This is a genomic window from Sphingorhabdus sp. (assembly GCF_035329025.1).
GTDB lineage: Bacteria > Pseudomonadota > Alphaproteobacteria > Sphingomonadales > Sphingomonadaceae > Sphingorhabdus_B.
The window spans coordinates 11,563-29,221 of sequence record NZ_DAOLHN010000038.1; the positions used below are offsets into that span (position 1 = coordinate 11,563).

The 17,659-nt window shown below is 57.1% G+C and carries 19 protein-coding genes; 9 read left to right on the forward strand and 10 right to left on the reverse strand.

Annotation, left to right across the window (positions count from 1 at the left end):
* Positions 1–10 precede the first annotated feature (10 nt).
* Positions 11–1,768: a DUF885 domain-containing protein gene (locus PKC81_RS11170; RefSeq protein WP_324336084.1), complete on the reverse strand. Its 1,758-nt coding sequence runs from the start codon at positions 1,766–1,768 to the stop codon at positions 11–13.
* 116 nt (positions 1,769–1,884) lie between these two features.
* Here PKC81_RS11170 and PKC81_RS11175 point away from each other — a divergent pair, with 116 nt between their 5' ends.
* Positions 1,885–3,051: an alkaline phosphatase D family protein gene (locus PKC81_RS11175; protein WP_324336086.1), complete on the forward strand. Its 1,167-nt coding sequence runs from the start codon at positions 1,885–1,887 to the stop codon at positions 3,049–3,051.
* Here PKC81_RS11175 and PKC81_RS11180 read toward each other — a convergent pair.
* Positions 3,035–4,654 (reverse strand): PH domain-containing protein, encoded by a 1,620-nt coding sequence (locus PKC81_RS11180; protein WP_324336088.1) that lies wholly within the window; start codon positions 4,652–4,654, stop codon positions 3,035–3,037. The two genes, PKC81_RS11175 and PKC81_RS11180, sit on opposite strands and share 17 nt — an antisense overlap.
* A complete protein-coding gene (locus PKC81_RS11185) occupies positions 4,651–5,118 on the reverse strand; it encodes a PH domain-containing protein (protein ID WP_324336090.1) in 468 nt (155 codons plus the stop codon). The genes PKC81_RS11180 and PKC81_RS11185 overlap by 4 nt, the downstream gene beginning before the upstream one ends.
* 176 nt (positions 5,119–5,294) lie before the next feature.
* Between PKC81_RS11185 and PKC81_RS11190 the strand changes: the two genes are divergently transcribed.
* Complete coding sequence (locus PKC81_RS11190) at positions 5,295–5,933, forward strand: hypothetical protein (protein WP_324336092.1); 639 nt, start codon at positions 5,295–5,297, stop codon at positions 5,931–5,933.
* Between the two features lie 3 nt (positions 5,934–5,936).
* Here PKC81_RS11190 and PKC81_RS11195 read toward each other — a convergent pair whose 3' ends face one another.
* The 4 genes from PKC81_RS11195 to PKC81_RS11210 all read right to left on the reverse strand — a co-directional run bounded on the left by PKC81_RS11195 (position 5,937) and on the right by PKC81_RS11210 (position 9,779).
* Positions 5,937–6,935, reverse strand: a complete 999-nt coding sequence (locus PKC81_RS11195) for a nitronate monooxygenase (protein ID WP_324336094.1) — start codon at positions 6,933–6,935, stop codon at positions 5,937–5,939.
* 464 nt (positions 6,936–7,399) lie between these two features.
* Positions 7,400–7,822 (reverse strand): hypothetical protein, encoded by a 423-nt coding sequence (locus tag PKC81_RS11200; RefSeq protein ID WP_324336096.1) that lies wholly within the window; start codon positions 7,820–7,822, stop codon positions 7,400–7,402.
* Positions 7,823–7,825: 3 nt separating this feature from the next.
* Positions 7,826–8,851 (reverse strand): hypothetical protein, encoded by a 1,026-nt coding sequence (locus PKC81_RS11205; RefSeq protein WP_324336097.1) that lies wholly within the window; start codon positions 8,849–8,851, stop codon positions 7,826–7,828.
* Positions 8,844–9,779 (reverse strand): IS1595 family transposase, encoded by a 936-nt coding sequence (locus PKC81_RS11210; RefSeq protein WP_324336098.1) that lies wholly within the window; start codon positions 9,777–9,779, stop codon positions 8,844–8,846. Before PKC81_RS11210 ends, PKC81_RS11205 begins: the two co-directional genes overlap by 8 nt.
* 103 nt (positions 9,780–9,882) lie before the next feature.
* Between PKC81_RS11210 and PKC81_RS11215 the strand changes: the two genes are divergently transcribed.
* Positions 9,883–10,587: a hypothetical protein gene (locus PKC81_RS11215; RefSeq protein WP_324336099.1), complete on the forward strand. Its 705-nt coding sequence runs from the start codon at positions 9,883–9,885 to the stop codon at positions 10,585–10,587.
* Here PKC81_RS11215 and PKC81_RS11220 read toward each other — a convergent pair.
* On the reverse strand, positions 10,566–11,822 hold the full coding sequence (locus PKC81_RS11220; RefSeq protein WP_115549984.1) for an aspartate kinase: 1,257 nt from the start codon (positions 11,820–11,822) through the stop codon (positions 10,566–10,568). The genes PKC81_RS11215 and PKC81_RS11220 overlap by 22 nt on opposite strands.
* 56 nt (positions 11,823–11,878) lie before the next feature.
* Here PKC81_RS11220 and ubiG point away from each other — a divergent pair, with 56 nt between their 5' ends.
* Positions 11,879–12,625, forward strand: a complete 747-nt coding sequence (gene ubiG, locus PKC81_RS11225; protein WP_324336103.1) for a bifunctional 2-polyprenyl-6-hydroxyphenol methylase/3-demethylubiquinol 3-O-methyltransferase UbiG — start codon at positions 11,879–11,881, stop codon at positions 12,623–12,625.
* 168 nt (positions 12,626–12,793) lie between these two features.
* On the opposite strand, the gene PKC81_RS11230 is transcribed toward ubiG, so the two are convergent.
* Together PKC81_RS11230 and PKC81_RS11235 are read right to left on the reverse strand one after the other, a co-directional pair.
* Positions 12,794–13,252, reverse strand: coding sequence for a DUF3224 domain-containing protein (locus PKC81_RS11230; protein WP_324336105.1), 459 nt, complete (start codon positions 13,250–13,252; stop codon positions 12,794–12,796).
* The gene (locus tag PKC81_RS11235) at positions 13,249–14,754 is read right to left on the reverse strand and encodes a replicative DNA helicase (protein ID WP_324336107.1); all 1,506 of its coding nucleotides are present in this window, start codon (positions 14,752–14,754) and stop codon (positions 13,249–13,251) included. Before PKC81_RS11235 ends, PKC81_RS11230 begins: the two co-directional genes overlap by 4 nt.
* A 220-nt stretch (positions 14,755–14,974) precedes the next feature.
* Here PKC81_RS11235 and PKC81_RS11240 point away from each other — a divergent pair, with 220 nt between their 5' ends.
* The 5 genes from PKC81_RS11240 to PKC81_RS11260 all read left to right on the forward strand — a co-directional run.
* Positions 14,975–15,457 carry a UPF0262 family protein gene (locus PKC81_RS11240; protein WP_324336109.1) on the forward strand — a complete coding sequence of 161 codons (483 nt, stop codon included), beginning with the start codon at positions 14,975–14,977 and terminating at the stop codon, positions 15,455–15,457.
* Between the two features lie 27 nt (positions 15,458–15,484).
* Positions 15,485–16,171, forward strand: a complete 687-nt coding sequence (locus PKC81_RS11245) for a GH25 family lysozyme (RefSeq protein ID WP_324336111.1) — start codon at positions 15,485–15,487, stop codon at positions 16,169–16,171.
* Positions 16,168–16,611 (forward strand): cytidine deaminase, encoded by a 444-nt coding sequence (locus PKC81_RS11250; protein ID WP_324336113.1) that lies wholly within the window; start codon positions 16,168–16,170, stop codon positions 16,609–16,611. Before PKC81_RS11245 ends, PKC81_RS11250 begins: the two co-directional genes overlap by 4 nt.
* Positions 16,612–16,748: 137 nt before the next feature.
* Entirely contained in the window at positions 16,749–17,303 is a 555-nt protein-coding gene (dcd, locus tag PKC81_RS11255; RefSeq protein WP_115549989.1) for a dCTP deaminase, read from the forward strand.
* Positions 17,304–17,385: 82 nt separating this feature from the next.
* The coding region (locus PKC81_RS11260; RefSeq protein WP_324336116.1) for an acyl-CoA dehydrogenase family protein at positions 17,386–17,659 on the forward strand (274 nt) is incomplete at its 3' end.

The following is a 17,659-nucleotide window of genomic DNA, read 5'->3' on the forward strand; positions in this document are numbered from 1 at the left end:
TTTTCAGTACTCAGGCCTTTGCCTTCTCCGCCGCGATCCAGTCTTTCACCATATCCTCCAGCACATTCAGGGGCACCGAACCCTGACCCAGCACGGTATCGTGGAATGCTGCCAAGTCGAACCTGTCGCCCAGCTCCTTACTTGCCAATTCGCGCAGTTCGCGGATTTTGAGCTCACCCAGCTTGTAGGCCAGCGCTTGTCCCGGCCAGCTGATATAGCGGTTGACCTCCGCCTCGATATTGGCGGCCGACAATGCGCTGTTGTCGGTCATGAACGCAATGGCCTGCTCCTTGCTCCAGCCCTTGGCGTGGATGCCGGTGTCGACGACAAGGCGGCAGGCGCGCCACATTTCGTAGGACAGGCGGCCCATATCCTTGGCGGGCGTATCATACAGACCCATTTCGATACCCAACCGTTCCGAATAGAGCCCCCAGCCTTCGGTGAAGGCGGTGAAGAAGGCGCCGTTCTTGCGGAAATCGGATAGTTCCAGTTCCTGTTGAATAGCAATCTGGTGATGGTGGCCGGGTACCGCCTCATGCACTGACAGCGACGGGATTTCCCAAAAGGGGCGCTGGTCAAGTTTGGAGGTGTTGACGTAGTAAAATCCGGCGACCCCAATCGCGGGCGAACCGGGATTATAGTAAGCGGTTGTCGTCCCTTCCGCGATTTCGGCAGGGATTTCCTTGATGCCATAGGGCAGGCGCGGCAGGCGGTGGAACAGCCCGGGCATCTTGCCATCAATGGTCTTGTTCACCCGTGCGACCTTTTCCATCAGCTCTTCGGGCGTCTTGGCATAGTATTGCGGATCGGTGCGCAGATGCTGGATAAAGGCTTCGCGGCTTTCATATCCAGCCTTCTTGGCCACCTCGACCATATCGGCGCGGATGCGGGCGACTTCCTTCAGCCCCAATTCGTGGATCTGGTCTGCGTTCAGGTTAGTCGTCGTTTCCTGACGGATACGGAAATTATAGTAATCCTTGCCGCCCGGCTGCGCCGAGACGCCCGGTGCCTTGGCGCAATTGGGTTTGTAGCTCTTGGCAAACCAGTCGAGATGTTTCTGCAACGCGGGGTGGATGACCGTCGCGATGGTCGCGCCTGCTTCGGCAGCAAGACCGTTGAATTCGGACTCGCTCATGCTTTCGGGCCGACGGCGGTGGTACGGGTTCATGTAGCGCGATTTACGGATATCGGAGTCGGCTACGATGAGGCCTGCTATGCCTTTTTCATACCCGTTCAAGACCACACAGGGGAGAACATATTTGCCCCTCAATGCTTGGTTCGCGACCGCCAGCGACTGGTCGTTGACCGTGCCATATTGCTTCAGCCGGGCGTTGTAGCTTTCATAGTCCGCCTTGTTGCGAAAAGGCAGGTTGTCCGCCATTCCGGCAAAGCTTTGATGCCAGCCCGAATAGGTTGAAAAATTGATGCTGCGCTGGCCATAGCGGTTGGCTTCGACATTTTCTTCGAGCGTGCGCTTCAATATGCCATATTCGATCTTGTAGGACGGATTGAGCTGGCTGGCGTCGATGGCTTCGAGTTTTTTCAGGATAGTGGCACTGGCATTTGCGTAGCGGTCACGCCCGGCCAGGCTGTAATCGCCAACGTCGTTCGCATAGTCGTCGATACCCAGCGAACTGGCATAAATCGGCGATTCCTTCATCACCATCGCCCAATATTCGTCGACCAGCGATTTTACCTCGGCACCTGAATCGGCATGGGCAGGCAAAGCCGCACTCAACAGCAGCGCGGCAAACAATATTTTACGCATGAATTTCTCCCGAACGTCCAAGGCTTCTAGCGGGAAGCATCGGCCTGCACAATGTCACAGACTTGACATGATGGACTGGCAGCGCATGAACCGGTGAACAGACAGAGGGAAATGTGATGCGCAGTAGCAATTGGATTCTGGCAGTCACCGCCATGCTCGCTCTTTCCGGATGCGCGACGGGTTCGACAAAGACCGGCAATATCGCATCTGCTCCTGCGACGGCGCAGGAAGCGTTGCGACCCTTATACGCCGGGTTGCAATCGAAATTGCCCGTGGCCGCCCCCAATCCGGTGCTGGCAGATGACACCATCCTGACCCGCATCGCCTTTGGATCATGCCAGAATGAAAACCGGTCGATGGCTTATTGGGATGTGATCGCCGCGCAAAAGCCGCAGGCTTTTCTGCTGATCGGCGACAATGTTTACGGCGATACCGGATCGCAATGGAGCGCCGATATGCCAACGCTCACCGCGAGCTATCGCAAACTTTCGACGCGGCAGGAATGGGATCGTTTCCGCCGCTCGGTTCCCATGATGACGACATGGGACGATCATGATTTCGGCGCCAATGACGCTGGCGGCAGCTTTGCGTTCAAGGAATATGCCGAGACGGTTTATGAAACCTATTGGGGTGCCTCCGACGCGGTGAAATCCCGTCCTGGTGTGTATGAGAGCCGCATCATCGGGCCAGAGGGCAAACGGGTGCAGTTCATCCTGCTCGACACACGCTATTTCCGCTCTGATCTGGCGCGTATGCCCTACCGCGATCCGGGCCCGACGCTGGGCTGGTATTTGCCTAACGAAGACAGGAATGCGACATTGCTGGGCGAAGCGCAATGGCAATGGTTGGCGGGTGAGCTGTCAAAACCTGCCGATGTGCGGATCATTGTCTCCTCGACGCAGGTGATTACCAGCGCGCACAATTTCGAAGGCTGGACCAATTTCCCGCGCGAACGCGAAAAGTTGTACCGCCTGCTATCCGAAAAGGGTGTGAACAATGCGCTGGTCCTTTCAGGCGACCGCCACTCCGCCGGATTCTACAAAAGCGACGTGAAGGGGCTGTCAAAACCGCTTTGGGATTTTACCTCCTCGTCGCTGAATATGTCGTTCGGAAAGGGCGACAGCCGGGATCGTGAACCCGATCCGGCGCGTACGGGCGGCTTCTGGTCGATCCCCAATTTCGGGCAGCTTGATATCGATTGGGATGCAAAGACCGTCAAAATGTCACTGCGCAAGGAAGATGGTAGCGTGATTGAAGAGCAGGTCATCAGCCCCTTCGGTTGATCTCCGAAAAGTCGACCGGGGCGGCAACAGCAAGCACGCGATCGCGAATGGCTTCGGCGGTTTCACGAGGCAGCGCGATCATCTCCAGCTTTCCACCCGCAACGCCGAAGCGGAGCGAAACCAGACCAGCCAATCGCGCCAGCGGGCTTTGCGCAATTTCGACACTCTGCACCCGCACCTGCGGCAATATGGTCAGGCGCTGGCGCCACCATCCGTGGCGTGCATATAGCTGGGTGCCATCACTGCCATGCCGGTATACGCGCCATTCGAAGGCGTTGAACGCGAGCAGCAGGGGTATCAACAACAACAAAAGGGATGCGCGCATCCACGAACTTTCCGCGAGCAGTACCACTGCCGCCATAGCGGCAAGGATGACAGGCAATAATGGCAGCGCTTGAATCAGCCACCAGCTGAACTTGCCGCGTTGCATGTGGGAGCTCTCGCCGGGAGGCGCAATTTCTGCTTCTGCAACAATCGGCCAGATTTCATCCAGCCGCGCGAGCGGGGCAACCATATGATGGCTTTCCTGTTTGCTTTCCTGCGCCAGACTGACAAAGCGGAGTGCATGCCAACCGCGGCGCTTGCGCACCGGCCCGGTTTCGACAATCGCCGCCTGAACGCGCGCGACCGGCATCACCACATCGGTCAACGTCAGCAGCCCGCGCCGCCGCCGGAACCCCTTGGAGGTGCGTTCCAGCCGGAAGCCATAGTCGGTCAGGAAAGTGCGGACGATGCCGGTGAAAATGCCGATAGCAACCAGCCCGATGAGAGCGGCGATCGCCCCATAAATGCGCGTCGCCACATCGATGTCGTCAATGGACACGCCGTTGACCTCTGCCGTGTCGATCCAGCCGCTAAGATCCCAGAAATCAAATGGAAGCAGAAAATCGAACTGCTGCGCGATGCCGCCCAGCACCGCGAAAATCACGAGGCTGAACGAGTATAAGCCAAGCGTCAGTAATCTGCCGGTGTCCATCGCGAATACCGTCGCTCCGCCTTCCTCTTCGACGGCTTCCGTCTCGCCTATGGTTGTTCCCTGGCCAGCCTTGCGCGCCTTGATCGTCTCACGCAGCCGCTCGGCATCGCCCAGCGAGACATAGCTCAGCTTGGCATCCTCGCCATCACCGCCACCGGTTTCGAACTTGACCTCACCCAGGCCCAGCAGACGTGCAAGGGGTTTTTGCTCGATACTGACGTCCTGGATACGATCATAGGGAATCGAGCGGGCGGAGCGGCTGATGATACCCTTTTCGATACGGATATCGTCGTCACCCAGATGATACTGGAATCGCATCCATGCCAGCCAGCGAAAGAACAGGCTGACCAGCAGCATCGCTCCGATGATCAGCGGTATGAACGCCGGATTATCAGACGCGCGCACGCCAAAGGTTGCAGCAACAATGGGGAACAGGAGTTGAGGGATGCCCGTGACGAAATGGACGATCAGCCCAAGCGGATGCAGCCGCTGGCCTTCATATTGCTCCCCTCCCGCTTGCGGGAGGGGCTGGGGGAGGGCGTGCGGAGGTGATGTGCCCTCTTTGCCCGGGCCCTCCCCTAACCCCTCCCGCAAGCGGGAGGGGGACATTTCGTCGTTGTCGGTCAACCCTGCGCCGCCTTGATATATTCGCGTATCGTCTCGCGCATTGCGACAGCATCTTCATGACGCAGGCCGGGCAGGCTGACCGAAGCATTGTGGTTGCCAGCTGTATGGACCGTCAGAGTGGCTAGATCGTAGCGCCGCATGATGGGCCCCTGATGGACATCGATATGCTGGATGCGCCCAAGCGGCACGACAGTGTCGCTATAGAAGAGATAGCCGCGCACGATCCGCAACCGGTCGGCTCCCAGCGCATAATGCCAGCGGGCAAAACGCCGTCCCGGAACGACGAGGACGAACCATGCGGCGAGTAGTGCGACCGGGATGATGAACATGCCGGTCGCTGTCAGTTGTGCCGTCTCGAGAATCAGTGCGCCGATCAACGGAACTGCCGCAAAAATGGCTGCTCCGATACGCATCACCGTCACATAAGCGGGGTCGAGGGGTTTTAAATGATCGGAGTCTTCCATGCCGTGCTTTATGCGGCGACTGTGTTGTCGATGCAAGACAGCAGTTCGCGCCGCTTTCGCCATGCGGCCATATTGCAGCGCTGTACCAGTTCTCCGCCACAAGGTGACGCCCTTCGGTCAACATTCTAAGCGGACCCATGATTGGAATACAACGCACAGGGCGGTGCATTGCATTTGTGACCGTGATGCTGCTCGCCGAAACGACGTCTGTGGCTTCCGAGCCACAACAAAAGTCTACGACCGGCGAGATTGGAGATAGGGCACAAATGGCGGCAATAGAAAAACTGCGTCTGGTGGTGCGATCAAAGGGCTATGCTGAAAGCCGAAACCGGATGCTGAGAGAAGCGAATCAAGATGAAAATCAGATTGTTTCCGAACCTTTTACGGCTTCGATTGAAACAGTCCTCGTTTCGGACGAAGGGTCCGGCAGCAAGCTGATCGACACCGGACATCTGGCCTACATGGGCATTGGTTCCGATCTCGCTTTAATCCTGGGGCAAAAGCAGGTGCTTGCAGGGCTTCCGCCATTGCCATCCTCGGCGGATTTTGGCTCGGGCGTCGTCATCAGTCCGCAGATTGACTATGTCGCCAGCATGCTTCTCGCCAGCGGTTGGGATGATCTGGATGCATCGCTCAGCGGGCGGCTGGTCGCTGCGGTGCCATCGGACGATCAAATCATGCTGGCGAACATCACATCAGACGCCATGTACGAGAAATTCAAATTTTACGTCGGGTCTGCCTTTGATGAAGCAAACCGCAGCGTTTCGAAGGCGTTGCTGTTCCGCAAGGATGGCCGCTGGGTCGAAACCGAGTAAAGTTTAGCGAGCCAAAGCCTCTTCCGCCTCGCGCACCAGCTTGGCGATGATGTCAACCACCGGGCGTTCGACATGCACCATGCCGACCGATTGCCCGGCCATCACCGATCCATATTCGACATCGCCGTCGATCACCGCGCGGCGCAATGCGCCTGCCCAATAGGTTTCGATCTCGAGCTGGGCGGCTTCCATATCGATCTCGCCACGGTCCAGTTTGCCTGCGACCTCGATTTGCTTCTTGGTGAACTCCTCGGTGCCCTTGTTTTTGAGGGCGCGGACGGGGATCACGGGCAGGCGCGGGTCGATCTGCACGCTCGCCACTGCGTCGCGGGCATTGGCGCGCAGGAAGGCCTGTTTGAAATTGGGATGCGCGATGCTTTCATGTGCACAGACGAAGCGCGTGCCGAGCTGCACGCCTGCTGCACCCATTTCGAGATAGCTGGCCATCAGTCCGCCGCGCCCGATCCCGCCTGCGACAAAGATGGGCAACTGATCACCCAGTTCGGGCAAGATTTCCTGCGCCAACACGCTGGTCGAAACGGGGCCGATATGCCCGCCCGCCTCGCTGCCCTCGATAATCAGCGCATCGACGCCCGAACGGGCAAATTTCTTGGCAAGCGTCAGCGCCGGGGCAAAGCACATCACCTTGGCGCCCGCTTCCTTGATCGCCTCGATGCTGCCCTTGGGCGGCAATCCGCCGGCGAGCACGATATGGCTGACCTGATGCTTCGCACAGACCGCGATCAGATCCATGATCTGCGGGTGCATGGTGATCAGGTTCACGCCAAAGGGCTTGGCCGTCAGCGCCTTGGTCGCGGCAATCTCTGCATCCAGCAATTCGGGCGTCATCGCCCCGCAGGCAATCACCCCGAACCCGCCTGCATTGGAGATGGCGGAAACCAGATTACGCTCCGAAACCCACGACATCGCGCCGCACATAATGGCGACCTCGCAGCCAAGAAATTCGGTACCGCGATGCATGAGATGGGCGAGTTTAGACATGGATCACCGACTGAATGAAATTGTGACTTTGTTAAGCCGGACGCTATAGATTAGCGAGACAACATAACAATCTGTTTTGGAGAGTTGTTCGCAAAGTGCGTCAGATTTTGGTGCCATTGTTTGCAGTCCCGGTTTTGGTCGCATGCGCGACATCGAACGACTTGCTAGTACAGGAAAAGAGGCCGCTGGCAGCTCGATTGCTTGAAATCGATAAAGTGCGTGCTGGCGAAGCATTTGAACGCCAGATAAGGGCGCAATTTGAGCCGGAACCGAAATGCGAAGCACGATCCGCCGATATCGGAACGATCTTGATCGACTTATTGATTTACGAGGGCGCGCAAGTTTCGTCTTTGAGTCTATCAAAATCGAGCATCCTAACAACGACGTCAGAGATTACGATCGAAGCAGGGCCTGAGCCACTTATAATTCGTTTGGGAACTATATAGATAGCTAGCCAAGTGGCTTCATGAACATGGCCATTTTTGCGCCATCGCATGAAGAAATGCCTTTTCTCCGCTTGCCGATCCAATGACAGCAGCGTGCTTTTCGAAATAAGCAAGATACGCGTAGGCCATTGCTCGCGATGGGTCATCGGTAAAGTCGGGTGTGGTTGGCATGCAAGAATGAAATGTCTCTGAAACATCTGCCGCTACCGTTGGTCCATTGTGGAAGGTGGCTGCTTTCAAGCCAAGCATCGAACAAACAATTGACCGCGCACGGAAGTCCTTGTTTTCCTCTGCAACGCTGGCGTTCTGGGTAAGCAAATAGCAGGCTACGTAAACTTCTCGGGCGTTTGCATCCCACGCTTTTTCCAAATCAGCGCGCGTCAATTCCGCCTGCGCCGGTGTTGCCAGCGCAAGCGCTGCGATAATTGCCCCTCTAAGCATTGCCTATCCCTCCAGTTGTTGCGGCTTGTACATGTCCGCAAGTTGCCTCGCTTCGCCTTCGCCCCCAGGTAACAGATTAGCCTTCTTGAGAATATATGTCGGATACTTGGTCGGAAGATAGATGGTGCGAAACCAGTTCTGAAACTCTGCCCACGCCTCGTTCGGATAAGCCTGCGCGCCTTGCGGATTGCTGGCACTCTGGGGATATTCTGGCGGATAATAATGCGGGTATTCTACTCGCGGCCCATATTTGGCTTCAAGATCATTCGCGGTCCAATAGCGCCCCCATGTTCCCCCAACACTGCCATCCGGCACGGTGTGCTGGTTTACCGGCAGTCCAGCGCTGATCAGGTCCACCATTAAGCCGGTGCTCTCCTTGAAAATGCTGAAATAGCCAACGGGAACGCTATCCTTCAGAAGCGACACGCGCGCGTTGAAAAGCTTCCACGGGTCCTCTGGGACATATCCCAAAGCGTCGTAAATGAACTTTTGCAGGCCATACCGCGCCAGATTGCGGAAGTTTGTGACTGCCGTCTCGTTGGTACGCTGCGCCTCAAAGGCGAAGTATTCCACCATCGCCATGCAAACCATGTCGGGATAGGCATAATGCGGCGACCCGTCTTTTGATATTTCGATGAACAAGCTTGGTTCGTCAAATTTCGATTTTGTGAGGTAATCACGAAAATATGTCATGCGACCGCGCCAAACGCCGCTTGTCTGCGCTTCCTGCCATTCCTCGGTGATCTCTTGAATGCTGCGCCTTGCTGCGCCAGTCATTTCGGCAAGACCTCGCTGTGTGAGGTAAGGAATGCCGTTTTCCAACACGCCCATCTCAATGCCGCCAACAACCCGCTCTACTTCGATACCAAGGTCCAGTTTAAGCTGTTTGGGGATGGCTAGGGATTGCCCCGTTTTTGCCTGCAAGCCACTGTTATTATTAGCTAAAGGGGTGGCTGGCGTTACGACTTTCTTCGCTACATCATCAAATGCCGCGTCTATCGGCTCAATCGTGTTCTTATCTTCAGGCATTGATCAGGTCCTTGTAGGTGAGGCGCTTGCCGACCATGCGGGCGACAGTAGCTTCGATGAAACCCATTGTGCCAGCGTCTTTCGTGTTCTGGCGAAATGCAAACTCGTTGACGTAGCGGTGAAGATGCTTGGGGCTCATGTAGTGGAAGATGCCATAGTGACCGCGCTTCAGGAGCGCCCAGAAGCTTTCAATGCCGTTTGTGTGAATGCAGTAGTGGCGGACATATTCGCCAGCGGAATGATTGACAGTCATGTGCGTGTAACCGTCGCGATTGAGGCCACGATAGGCCGCAAACTCATCGGTAACAACTGACGCGCCCTGCGGCACATTGGCCTTGATAAAGCCCTTGAGGGTTGGCGCGGACGTATCGCCAACGGGGGTAGCGCGAACTTGCGAGTTTTCATCGCGGATACCGACAACAGCGGTTTTACCAACTGCCCCACGGCCCAGATTTTGACGCTTAGAGGCATGGCGGTTTTTCTCTTTGCCACCGATGTAGGTTTCATCAACTTCGACTTCACGGCCCATGCTGCCATTATCCGAACCGGCCAGCCAAGTTTCGCGGATGCGCTGCGCAAGGAACCATGCCGACTTCTGAGTGATACCAAGTTCACGCGCCATCTGGGTTGAGGGGATGCCCTTGCGCGCCGTTGTCATCATGTAGATCGCCATAAGCCACTTGTGCAGGGGCAAGCGGCTTTCGGCTAACACCGTGCCAGTGCGAACGCTGAAATGTTGGCGACAATCGCGGCAACGGTAAGGCATGGGCTTTTGGTTTTTGACAGGAGCAACCGAAACGCTGCCACAGTGCGGGCAGGAGACTTCACCGTTCCAGCGGTTAGCCTCGAAATACTGCCTTGCGGCCTCCTCATTCGGGAAGCGCTGGAAGAACTGATAGAGGCTAACGGTTTCAGGTTTCTGCGTCATGAAACCTAACTATCCGTTTTCGGATGGCTAGTCAAGCGTTCGTTGGCTAGTTAAGTATGTAGTTCCCATTCGTTTAGGGAACCACCGCCCCCACATTTGGCGGGTGAAAGGTGCTGTTGGACGTATCAAAGAGCTCCATTTGGCAACACATTCTAAAGATACCAACGGCAATTATTTGACTGCAGTGGTTGGTGTTGACCCCAATAAAATACGTAAGAGCTATGATCCCTGTTTGATTGACAACAATGAATACTATTTTCTGAAACAACAGCAAAAAGCAATCGGCTGGAAAACTGCAATAAATGGTCAAGAAATTGGGATGATCTCGGTAAATCAAAATGCTGGCATCAGTTTACCATCTGCAACACGATATGACTATGATTTAACCAGGCCTCGCCGCTTTTTTGGGCGAGCGAACGGCATAGAAGCAGCTTGGGCGGACCATCTTTGGAATTATCCCAGAGGTGTATACGAGTTTAATTCAGAAGAATCACAGTATCTTATGAACGCTCATAAGTACAAAATTTTCCCAGGAAAACTAGGAATCATTGAGCTTCTGAAAAATGGATCACTTTTTCGTCAAGCTGATGGCGATTACATAATCAAGAGAAGTATCAAAACCCCAATAGATGTGCGTCCAGATAATTTGATATTACGCGATCGAACGCTACATCAAGACTGGTTTGTAAATTCAAATACTTGCATTGTTGATCTTACTGGTGACAGACTTTCCAAAACTCCTGCGTGCAGCTGGAGCAAGCCATCGAACGCAAACAAAAACCATCTCTACTCCCCATCCAGCCCATAGGCTGTGTGCAGCACGCGGACGGCCAATTCGGTCTCATCCTCGTCGATCAGCACCGACACCTTGATTTCAGATGTAGAGATCGCCTGAATGTTTATCTTGCGGTCGGCAAGCGCGGTGAACATCGTGGAGGCGACACCTGCATGGCTCTTCATTCCGACGCCAACGACCGAGATTTTGGCTACCTTGGTGTCGGGGATCAGGCGGTTATAGCCGATGGCTTCGCGCTGGTTCTGCAGCACGTCGGTGGCGCGCGCGAGGTCGGCCTGCGGCACGGTGAAGGTCACGTCGGTCTCGCCCTTGTCGCGGCCGACATTCTGGATGATCATGTCGACATTTATGTTCGATTCCGCGAGCGGCGCGAAGATGTGGCTCACCGCACCGGGGCGGTCGGGCACGCGGGTCAAAGTGATCTTGGCCTCATTCTTGTCGGCGGCGATGCCGGTGATCAGCTGGCGTTCCACTTGGGCATTCTCCAGTTCTTCGTCGGTCACGATCATCGTGCCGGGGATGGTATCTGCGCTGGGGGCGTTTTCGTCGATGAAGGAGCTGAGCACCTGCACGCGCACGCCTTCTTTCATGGCAAGCCCGACCGAGCGGGTCTGCAACACCTTGGAGCCGACCGAGGCCAGCTCGAGCATTTCTTCGTAGGTCACCGCCTTCAGCTTGCGGGCGCGGCTGACGATGCGCGGGTCGGTGGTGTAGACGCCGTCCACATCGGTATAGATATCGCAACGGTCGGCCTTGATTGCGGCGGCAACCGCGACCGCCGACGTATCCGAACCTCCCCGGCCGAGCGTGGTGATGCGGTTGTCGTCGGTCAGCCCCTGGAAACCGGGGATAACGGCAATCGTGCCTTCGGCCATCGAGGCGAGAAGGGCTTCGCTGTCGATTGTGCCAATGCGTGCTTTGGCATGGGCATCGTCGGTGTGGATCGGCAATTGCCAGCCCAGCCAGCTGCGCGCCTTGCATCCCAGCGCCTGTAGGGTGATCGCGAGAAGACCTGACGTAACCTGTTCGCCCGATGCGACGACCACGTCATATTCGGCCGGATCGTACAGCGGGTTGGCTTCGCGGCAAAAGCCCACCAGCCGGTCGGTTTCGCCCGACATGGCGGAGACGACCACGGCGACTTCGTCACCCTTTTCGGCCTGGCGTTTCACAATCTGCGCAACGCGGCGAATCCGCTCGGTCCCCGCCATCGAGGTGCCGCCAAATTTCATGACTATCCGGGCCATAGGAACCTTGCGTGAAAGGGCTATATTACAAACAGCGGCGCTGATAGGGACAGGATATGACAAAGGCAAGCCAAGCTGCGAACAGAAAAACTACCATAGACCCAAATGAAGCCGCGCATTTCGGTGCGCTGGCGGCGGACTGGTGGGATCCCAAGGGGTCGAGCGCGATGCTGCACAAGCTCAATCCGGTGCGTTTGGGCTTTGTCCGGCGACAGATTGACCGGCATTTCGGCACCGAGGAAACCGCGATGAAGCCGCTGTCCTGCAAGGCTGCGCTCGATGTCGGCTGTGGGGCAGGGCTGTTGTGCGAGCCTTTGGCAAGGCTGGGAGCGGCAGTGACCGGAGTCGATGCAGCTGCGGAGAATATTGTGGCGGCAAAGGCACATGCTGAGCAGTCGGGGCTGTCGATTGACTATCGGGCGGGAGAGCTTGCGGCGCAGCGGTTGGGCCAGTTCGATCTTGTGACCTCGATGGAGGTGATCGAGCATGTCACCGAACCCGCAGCTTTTGTTGGCGAACTGGCGGCACGGTTGAAACCCGATGGACTGATGATCCTGTCAACGCCCAACCGGACTGCTGCCTCAAAGCTGTTCCTCGTCGAGGCCGCCGAGCGGCTCGGCCAGGTGCCGCGCGGAACGCATGACTGGGTCAAGTTCCTGACACCCGATGAGGTCACGGCCTTGCTGGCAGATGCGGGGCTACAGGTCATTGCAATAGAGGGCATTGCCTTTTCACCGCTGTCCGGCTTGCACCTTAGTTCAAACAAAGCGCTCAACTATATTTTGGCGGCGAGATTGGCTTAATCCTCCCCATCGACTTGCGATGGTGAGGTGGCAGTTGCGCAGCAACTGACGGAGGGGAATTGCTGAATTAATAGGGCGGACTGCGTCCGCTTCCCCTCCACCACCCTTCGGGCGGTCCCCCTCCCCATCGCAAGTCGATGGGGAGGTTGTGTCGATAAGACCGCATCCCTACTCGGGCAGCGTATAATCCATCGAATAGAAATGCTTGCCGTCGCGGATTTCGATATCGAGATTTCCGGCGATGCCTTTCAACTCGTCGGTCCCGCTGTCGGGAACGATTATCACCGACAAGGCCTGCCCGCTGGCGGACATGGTCCCGCGATGCGCGAGGATGAAGCTGCCGCTGCGCCCCTTTAGTTTGCCGGTGACGGTTTCGAGCGCAACATAGACGCGCGCGCCATTGGCCTCATTGCCGCCCGCCATCATCTGGCCAACACTGGTTGCTTCGAGGTCTCCACGAAACTGCTTGTCGATGGACATCCGCATCAAGGCTTCGTCTGCCGCCGAAACGGGTTTCAGAGCGACATCAAATTCGCCGGCTGCATGAAACATAAATGGCTCCTTGATCGATTCTGCCGGGGCGGCAGTAGCCAGCATCAGGCCAACGGCTGCGAACAGCGCCTTCATTCATACCCCTGATCAGCATAGCTGTCGTCGGCTAGGTCACTGAACCGCGTGATCTTCGCCTCGAACTTCATGCGTACTTTGCCGGTCGAGCCGTGACGCTGTTTGGCGACGATCAGTTCGGCGGTGCCGAAGACGCGTTCCATTTCCTGCCGCCACTTTTCATATTCCTCGGTAGCCTTCACATCGTCGTCGCTGCCATGCTTGGGCTCGCGCGCGGCGACATAATAGTCCTCGCGGAATACGAACCAGACCATGTCGGCGTCCTGCTCGATTGAGCCCGATTCACGCAGATCCGACAGTTGCGGGCGCTTGTCTTCGCGCTGTTCGACTGCACGGCTTAGCTGCGACAGCGCGATGACAGGAACCTGCAATTCCTTCGCCAGCGTCTTCAACCCGCGCGAAATTTCGGAGATTTCGTTGACGCGGTTGTCGCTGCTGCGCGACGAGCCCTGCAGCAACTGCAGATAGTCGATCACGATCAGGCCGATGCCATGCTTGCGTTGAAGGCGTCGCGCGCGGGTGCGCAGGCCAGCGATAGTCAGCGCGGGGGTATCGTCGATATAGAGCGGCAATTCCTGCAATTCGCGGCTGGCGCGGGAAAGTTCGCGGAAATCGTCACGGCTGATCTTGCCCATGCGCAGCGCTTCGGAACTGATGCCCGACTGTTCGGCAAGGATACGTGTTGCCAGCTGGTCAGCGGACATTTCGAGGCTGAAAAAGGCCGTCTTGGCACCAACACTCTTGGCTTCGTCGATTCCGTCCTCACGGTCGCGCAACCAGCGTTGTGCGGCGTTGAAGGCGATATTGGTGGCAAGCGAGGTTTTCCCCATGCCCGGGCGTCCGGCAAGGATGATAAGGTCCGAATTGTGCAGGCCGCCGCATTTGGCGTTGATGCTGTCGAGCCCGGTGGTGACACCTGACAGATGTCCGCCGCTGTTCAGCGCCTTTTCGACATTCTTGATCGCTTCGGTCGATGCGGCGAGGAAGCTCTTCATGCTCCCCGTCTCACCTTCGCCTTCGGCGACCTTATAAAGCTGCGCCTCGGCTTGCTCGATCTGCAGCTTGGGATCGACGGCTTCGCTGGTGTCAAGCGCACCTTCAACCAGCCCGCGACCGACGCTGACCAGTTCACGCAGCAAGGCGAGGTCGTAAATCTGCTGCGCGAAATCGCGCGCGCCGATCAGGCCTGCGCCATCAGCCGTCAATTTGACGAGATAGCCGGGGCCACCCAGCTCCTGCATCGTCGGGTCGCTTTCGAACAGCGGTTTCAGCGTCACCGGCGTCACCAGCATGTTGCGGTCGATGAGGCGCAATATCTGGTCGAAAATACGCCCGTGCAGCGGTTCGAAGAAATGCTCGGGCCGCAGCTTGATCGAGACATCCTCGATGATGCGGTTGTCGATCATCAACGCGCCAAGAAAGGCCGCCTCTGCCTCGACATTGCGCGGCAGGCGCTGTTCTTCGCCATCATTGACGGCGGCAAGGCGGATGGGTTCGGCCATAGGGGTGCTATCGCGCAGGGGGGCGACAACCGCAATAGGGCGACGGAAATAGAGTCGTTGAAACAACTGTGGACAAACCGGCGTCGTCCCTGCGCAGGCAGGGACCGCTAGACGTTTGCTATCCGATGGCGATGTAAACTTGTGGCGGCCCCTGCTTGCGCAGGGGCGACGGGAGAATGCAACCTCTTGCCCCTGCCGACGCATCGGCTAGAGGAAGCCCATGGCAGACCCGCGCATCATATCCGTAGAGCTCGACGAAGCGACCATATTGCGTCGCAACGCCGATATCGAGCAGGAACGGCGGGTCGCGATCTTTGACTTGATCGAAGAAAACCATTTCAAGCCGCTGCGCGATATGGGTGACGGCTATGCAGGACCGTACCGGCTGAAGCTGAGCGTCACCGAGGGGCGGCTGGTCCTCGATATATCCCGTGAAGATGGCACTCCCCACGAAACCCTGATCCTGGGTCTCGGCCGGTTCCAGCGCCCGGTGCGCGAATATTTCGCCATCTGTGACAGTTACTATCAGGCGATCCGCAAGGCGACTGCCGCCGAGATCGAGACAATCGACATGGCGCGGCGCGGCGTGCACAACAGCGCGGCGGAGCTTTTGATCGAGCGGCTGGAAGGCAAGATCGAGGTCGATTTTGCGACAGCGCGGCGATTATTCACATTGATCTGCGTCCTGCACATCAAGCAATAGGCCATCAGGCAGGATTAGAGGACAGCGATGGCCAGCGGGAAATTCAGGCTTTGGCGTTTGGGCGCGATCATGCTCGTGCTGCTGGCAGGCGCTTTTCTCACTTGGCGCGCCATTCTCGGCTGGGCACCTTCGCGTGAGGATTATCCGGTGCAGGGCATCGTCGTCGACGCATCGCACGGCAAGCTCGATTGGGGCATGCTCGCAGCAACGGGCGTAGATTTTGCCTATGTGTCGGCAACCGATGGATCAAAAAACCGCGATGCCGGATTTGCCGCCAACGTTGCCGCTGCAAGGGAGGCCGGGGTGCGCTATGGCCCGATGCACCGCTATGATTTGTGCCGGCTTGCAAGCGATCAGGCGACCCTATTCATCACAACAGTCGCGCGCAGCGATACGGCATTGCCGGCAGCGGTCGATTTCAGTTTTACCGAAACATGTGCCAGCAAGCCGGATCGCGCATTGGTGCTTTCCGAAGTTGCAACCTTCCTGTCGCAGATCGAAGCGCATCTCGGCAAACCGGCCATTCTGAAGATCAGTCAGGATTTCGAAGAACAGTACCGGTTGAGCAGTTCGATCGATCGCACAGTGTGGCTCGAAAAGACCTGGCTGTTGCCCGAATATGCTGCGCGCCCCTGGGTGATGTGGACAGCCAACCCGCAGCGCCGTATCGATGGCGTGGATGAACCGGTGCAATGGGTGGTGGTGCGCGAATGAGCGAAATGAACGAAAAACTGGTCCGTGCGGCAATCGATGCCGCGCATAATGCCTATGCGCCCTATTCGAATTTTCATGTCGGCGCGGCGCTGTTGCTGGATGACGGGCAGATTGTCACCGGTGCCAATTTCGAAAATGCCAGCTATGGCATGACCTTATGTGCCGAAACCGTTGCTATCGCCAAGGCCAATAGCGATGGTCAGATGCGCCGGATTGTTGCCGTTGCAGTGGCGGGTGGTCCGCGTTCAAGCGAGGGCGGAGCGGTGATCGGTGCTGATTCCATTACTCCCTGCGGCCGGTGCCGCCAGGTGATTAAGGAGGTCGCCGACCTCAACGCAATCGATCTGCCGATACATTGCGCGCATGCCAGCGGCTATGAAACGTATCTGCTATCCGAACTTCTGCCATATGGATTTGGCCCGGCGAGTTTGAAAAGCTGACCGTCGAGCAATTTCCCACTTCCTTTTTTTCGTCATTCCCGCGAAGGCGGGAATCCAACCCCCGAACTCTAAATTTAAGCGACGGGAGTTGGACCCCCGCCTGCGCGGCGGTGACGAAGTGAAGTGTTGAGGGCTATATGGCAATTCTTTCGGACAAGTGGATCAGGCAGCAGGCGCTCGAAAACGGGATGATCGAGCCGTTTGTCGAGGCGCAGCGCCGCGATGGATGCATCAGCTATGGCCTGTCTTCTTACGGCTATGACGCGCGTGTTGCGCCGGAATTCAAGATTTTCACCAATGTTGATTCGAGCGTCGTCGACCCCAAGGAATTTGATCCCAAAAGCTTTGTCGACCGCGAAACCGATGTCTGCATCATCCCGCCGAACAGCTTTGCGCTTGCCCGCACCGTCGAATATTTCCGCGTGCCGCGCGACGTGCTCGTGATCTGTTTGGGTAAGAGCACTTATGCCCGTTGCGGCATCATCGTGAATGTCACCCCGCTCGAGCCAGGCTGGGAAGGGCATGTTACGCTCGAATTTTCAAACACCACCCCGCTGCCCGCGAAAATCTATGCCAATGAGGGCGCGTGCCAGTTCCTCTTCCTGCAAGGCAATGAACCGTGCGAGACCAGCTATGCCGACCGCGCAGGCAAATATATGGGGCAGAAGGGTGTGACACTGCCGCGCCTGTAATCTGCTGACGCCTCATTGCTGGCTTGCTCAATTTAATCGAGCGATTAAGCATGGGGCAAATGCAGATGCAGGAGAAGCCCAGATGACATCCCCTTTATTTGACCAATGGCGCGCCCGTTCGCCTTATTATGATGAAAGCCATGAGGCGGTGTGCGACACGGTTCGTCGTTTCGTCGAACGCGAAATCCTGCCTAATGTAGATGCATGGGAGGCTGCAGGCGAGCTGCCGCGCAGCCTGCACAAAAAGGCAGCTGAGGCGGGAATATTGGGCCTTGGCTATCCCGCCGAATTTGGCGGCACGGGCGGCCACCGCTTCGCTATCTTCCCCTCGCCGGGGCAGAGCGGGGGAATGTGCC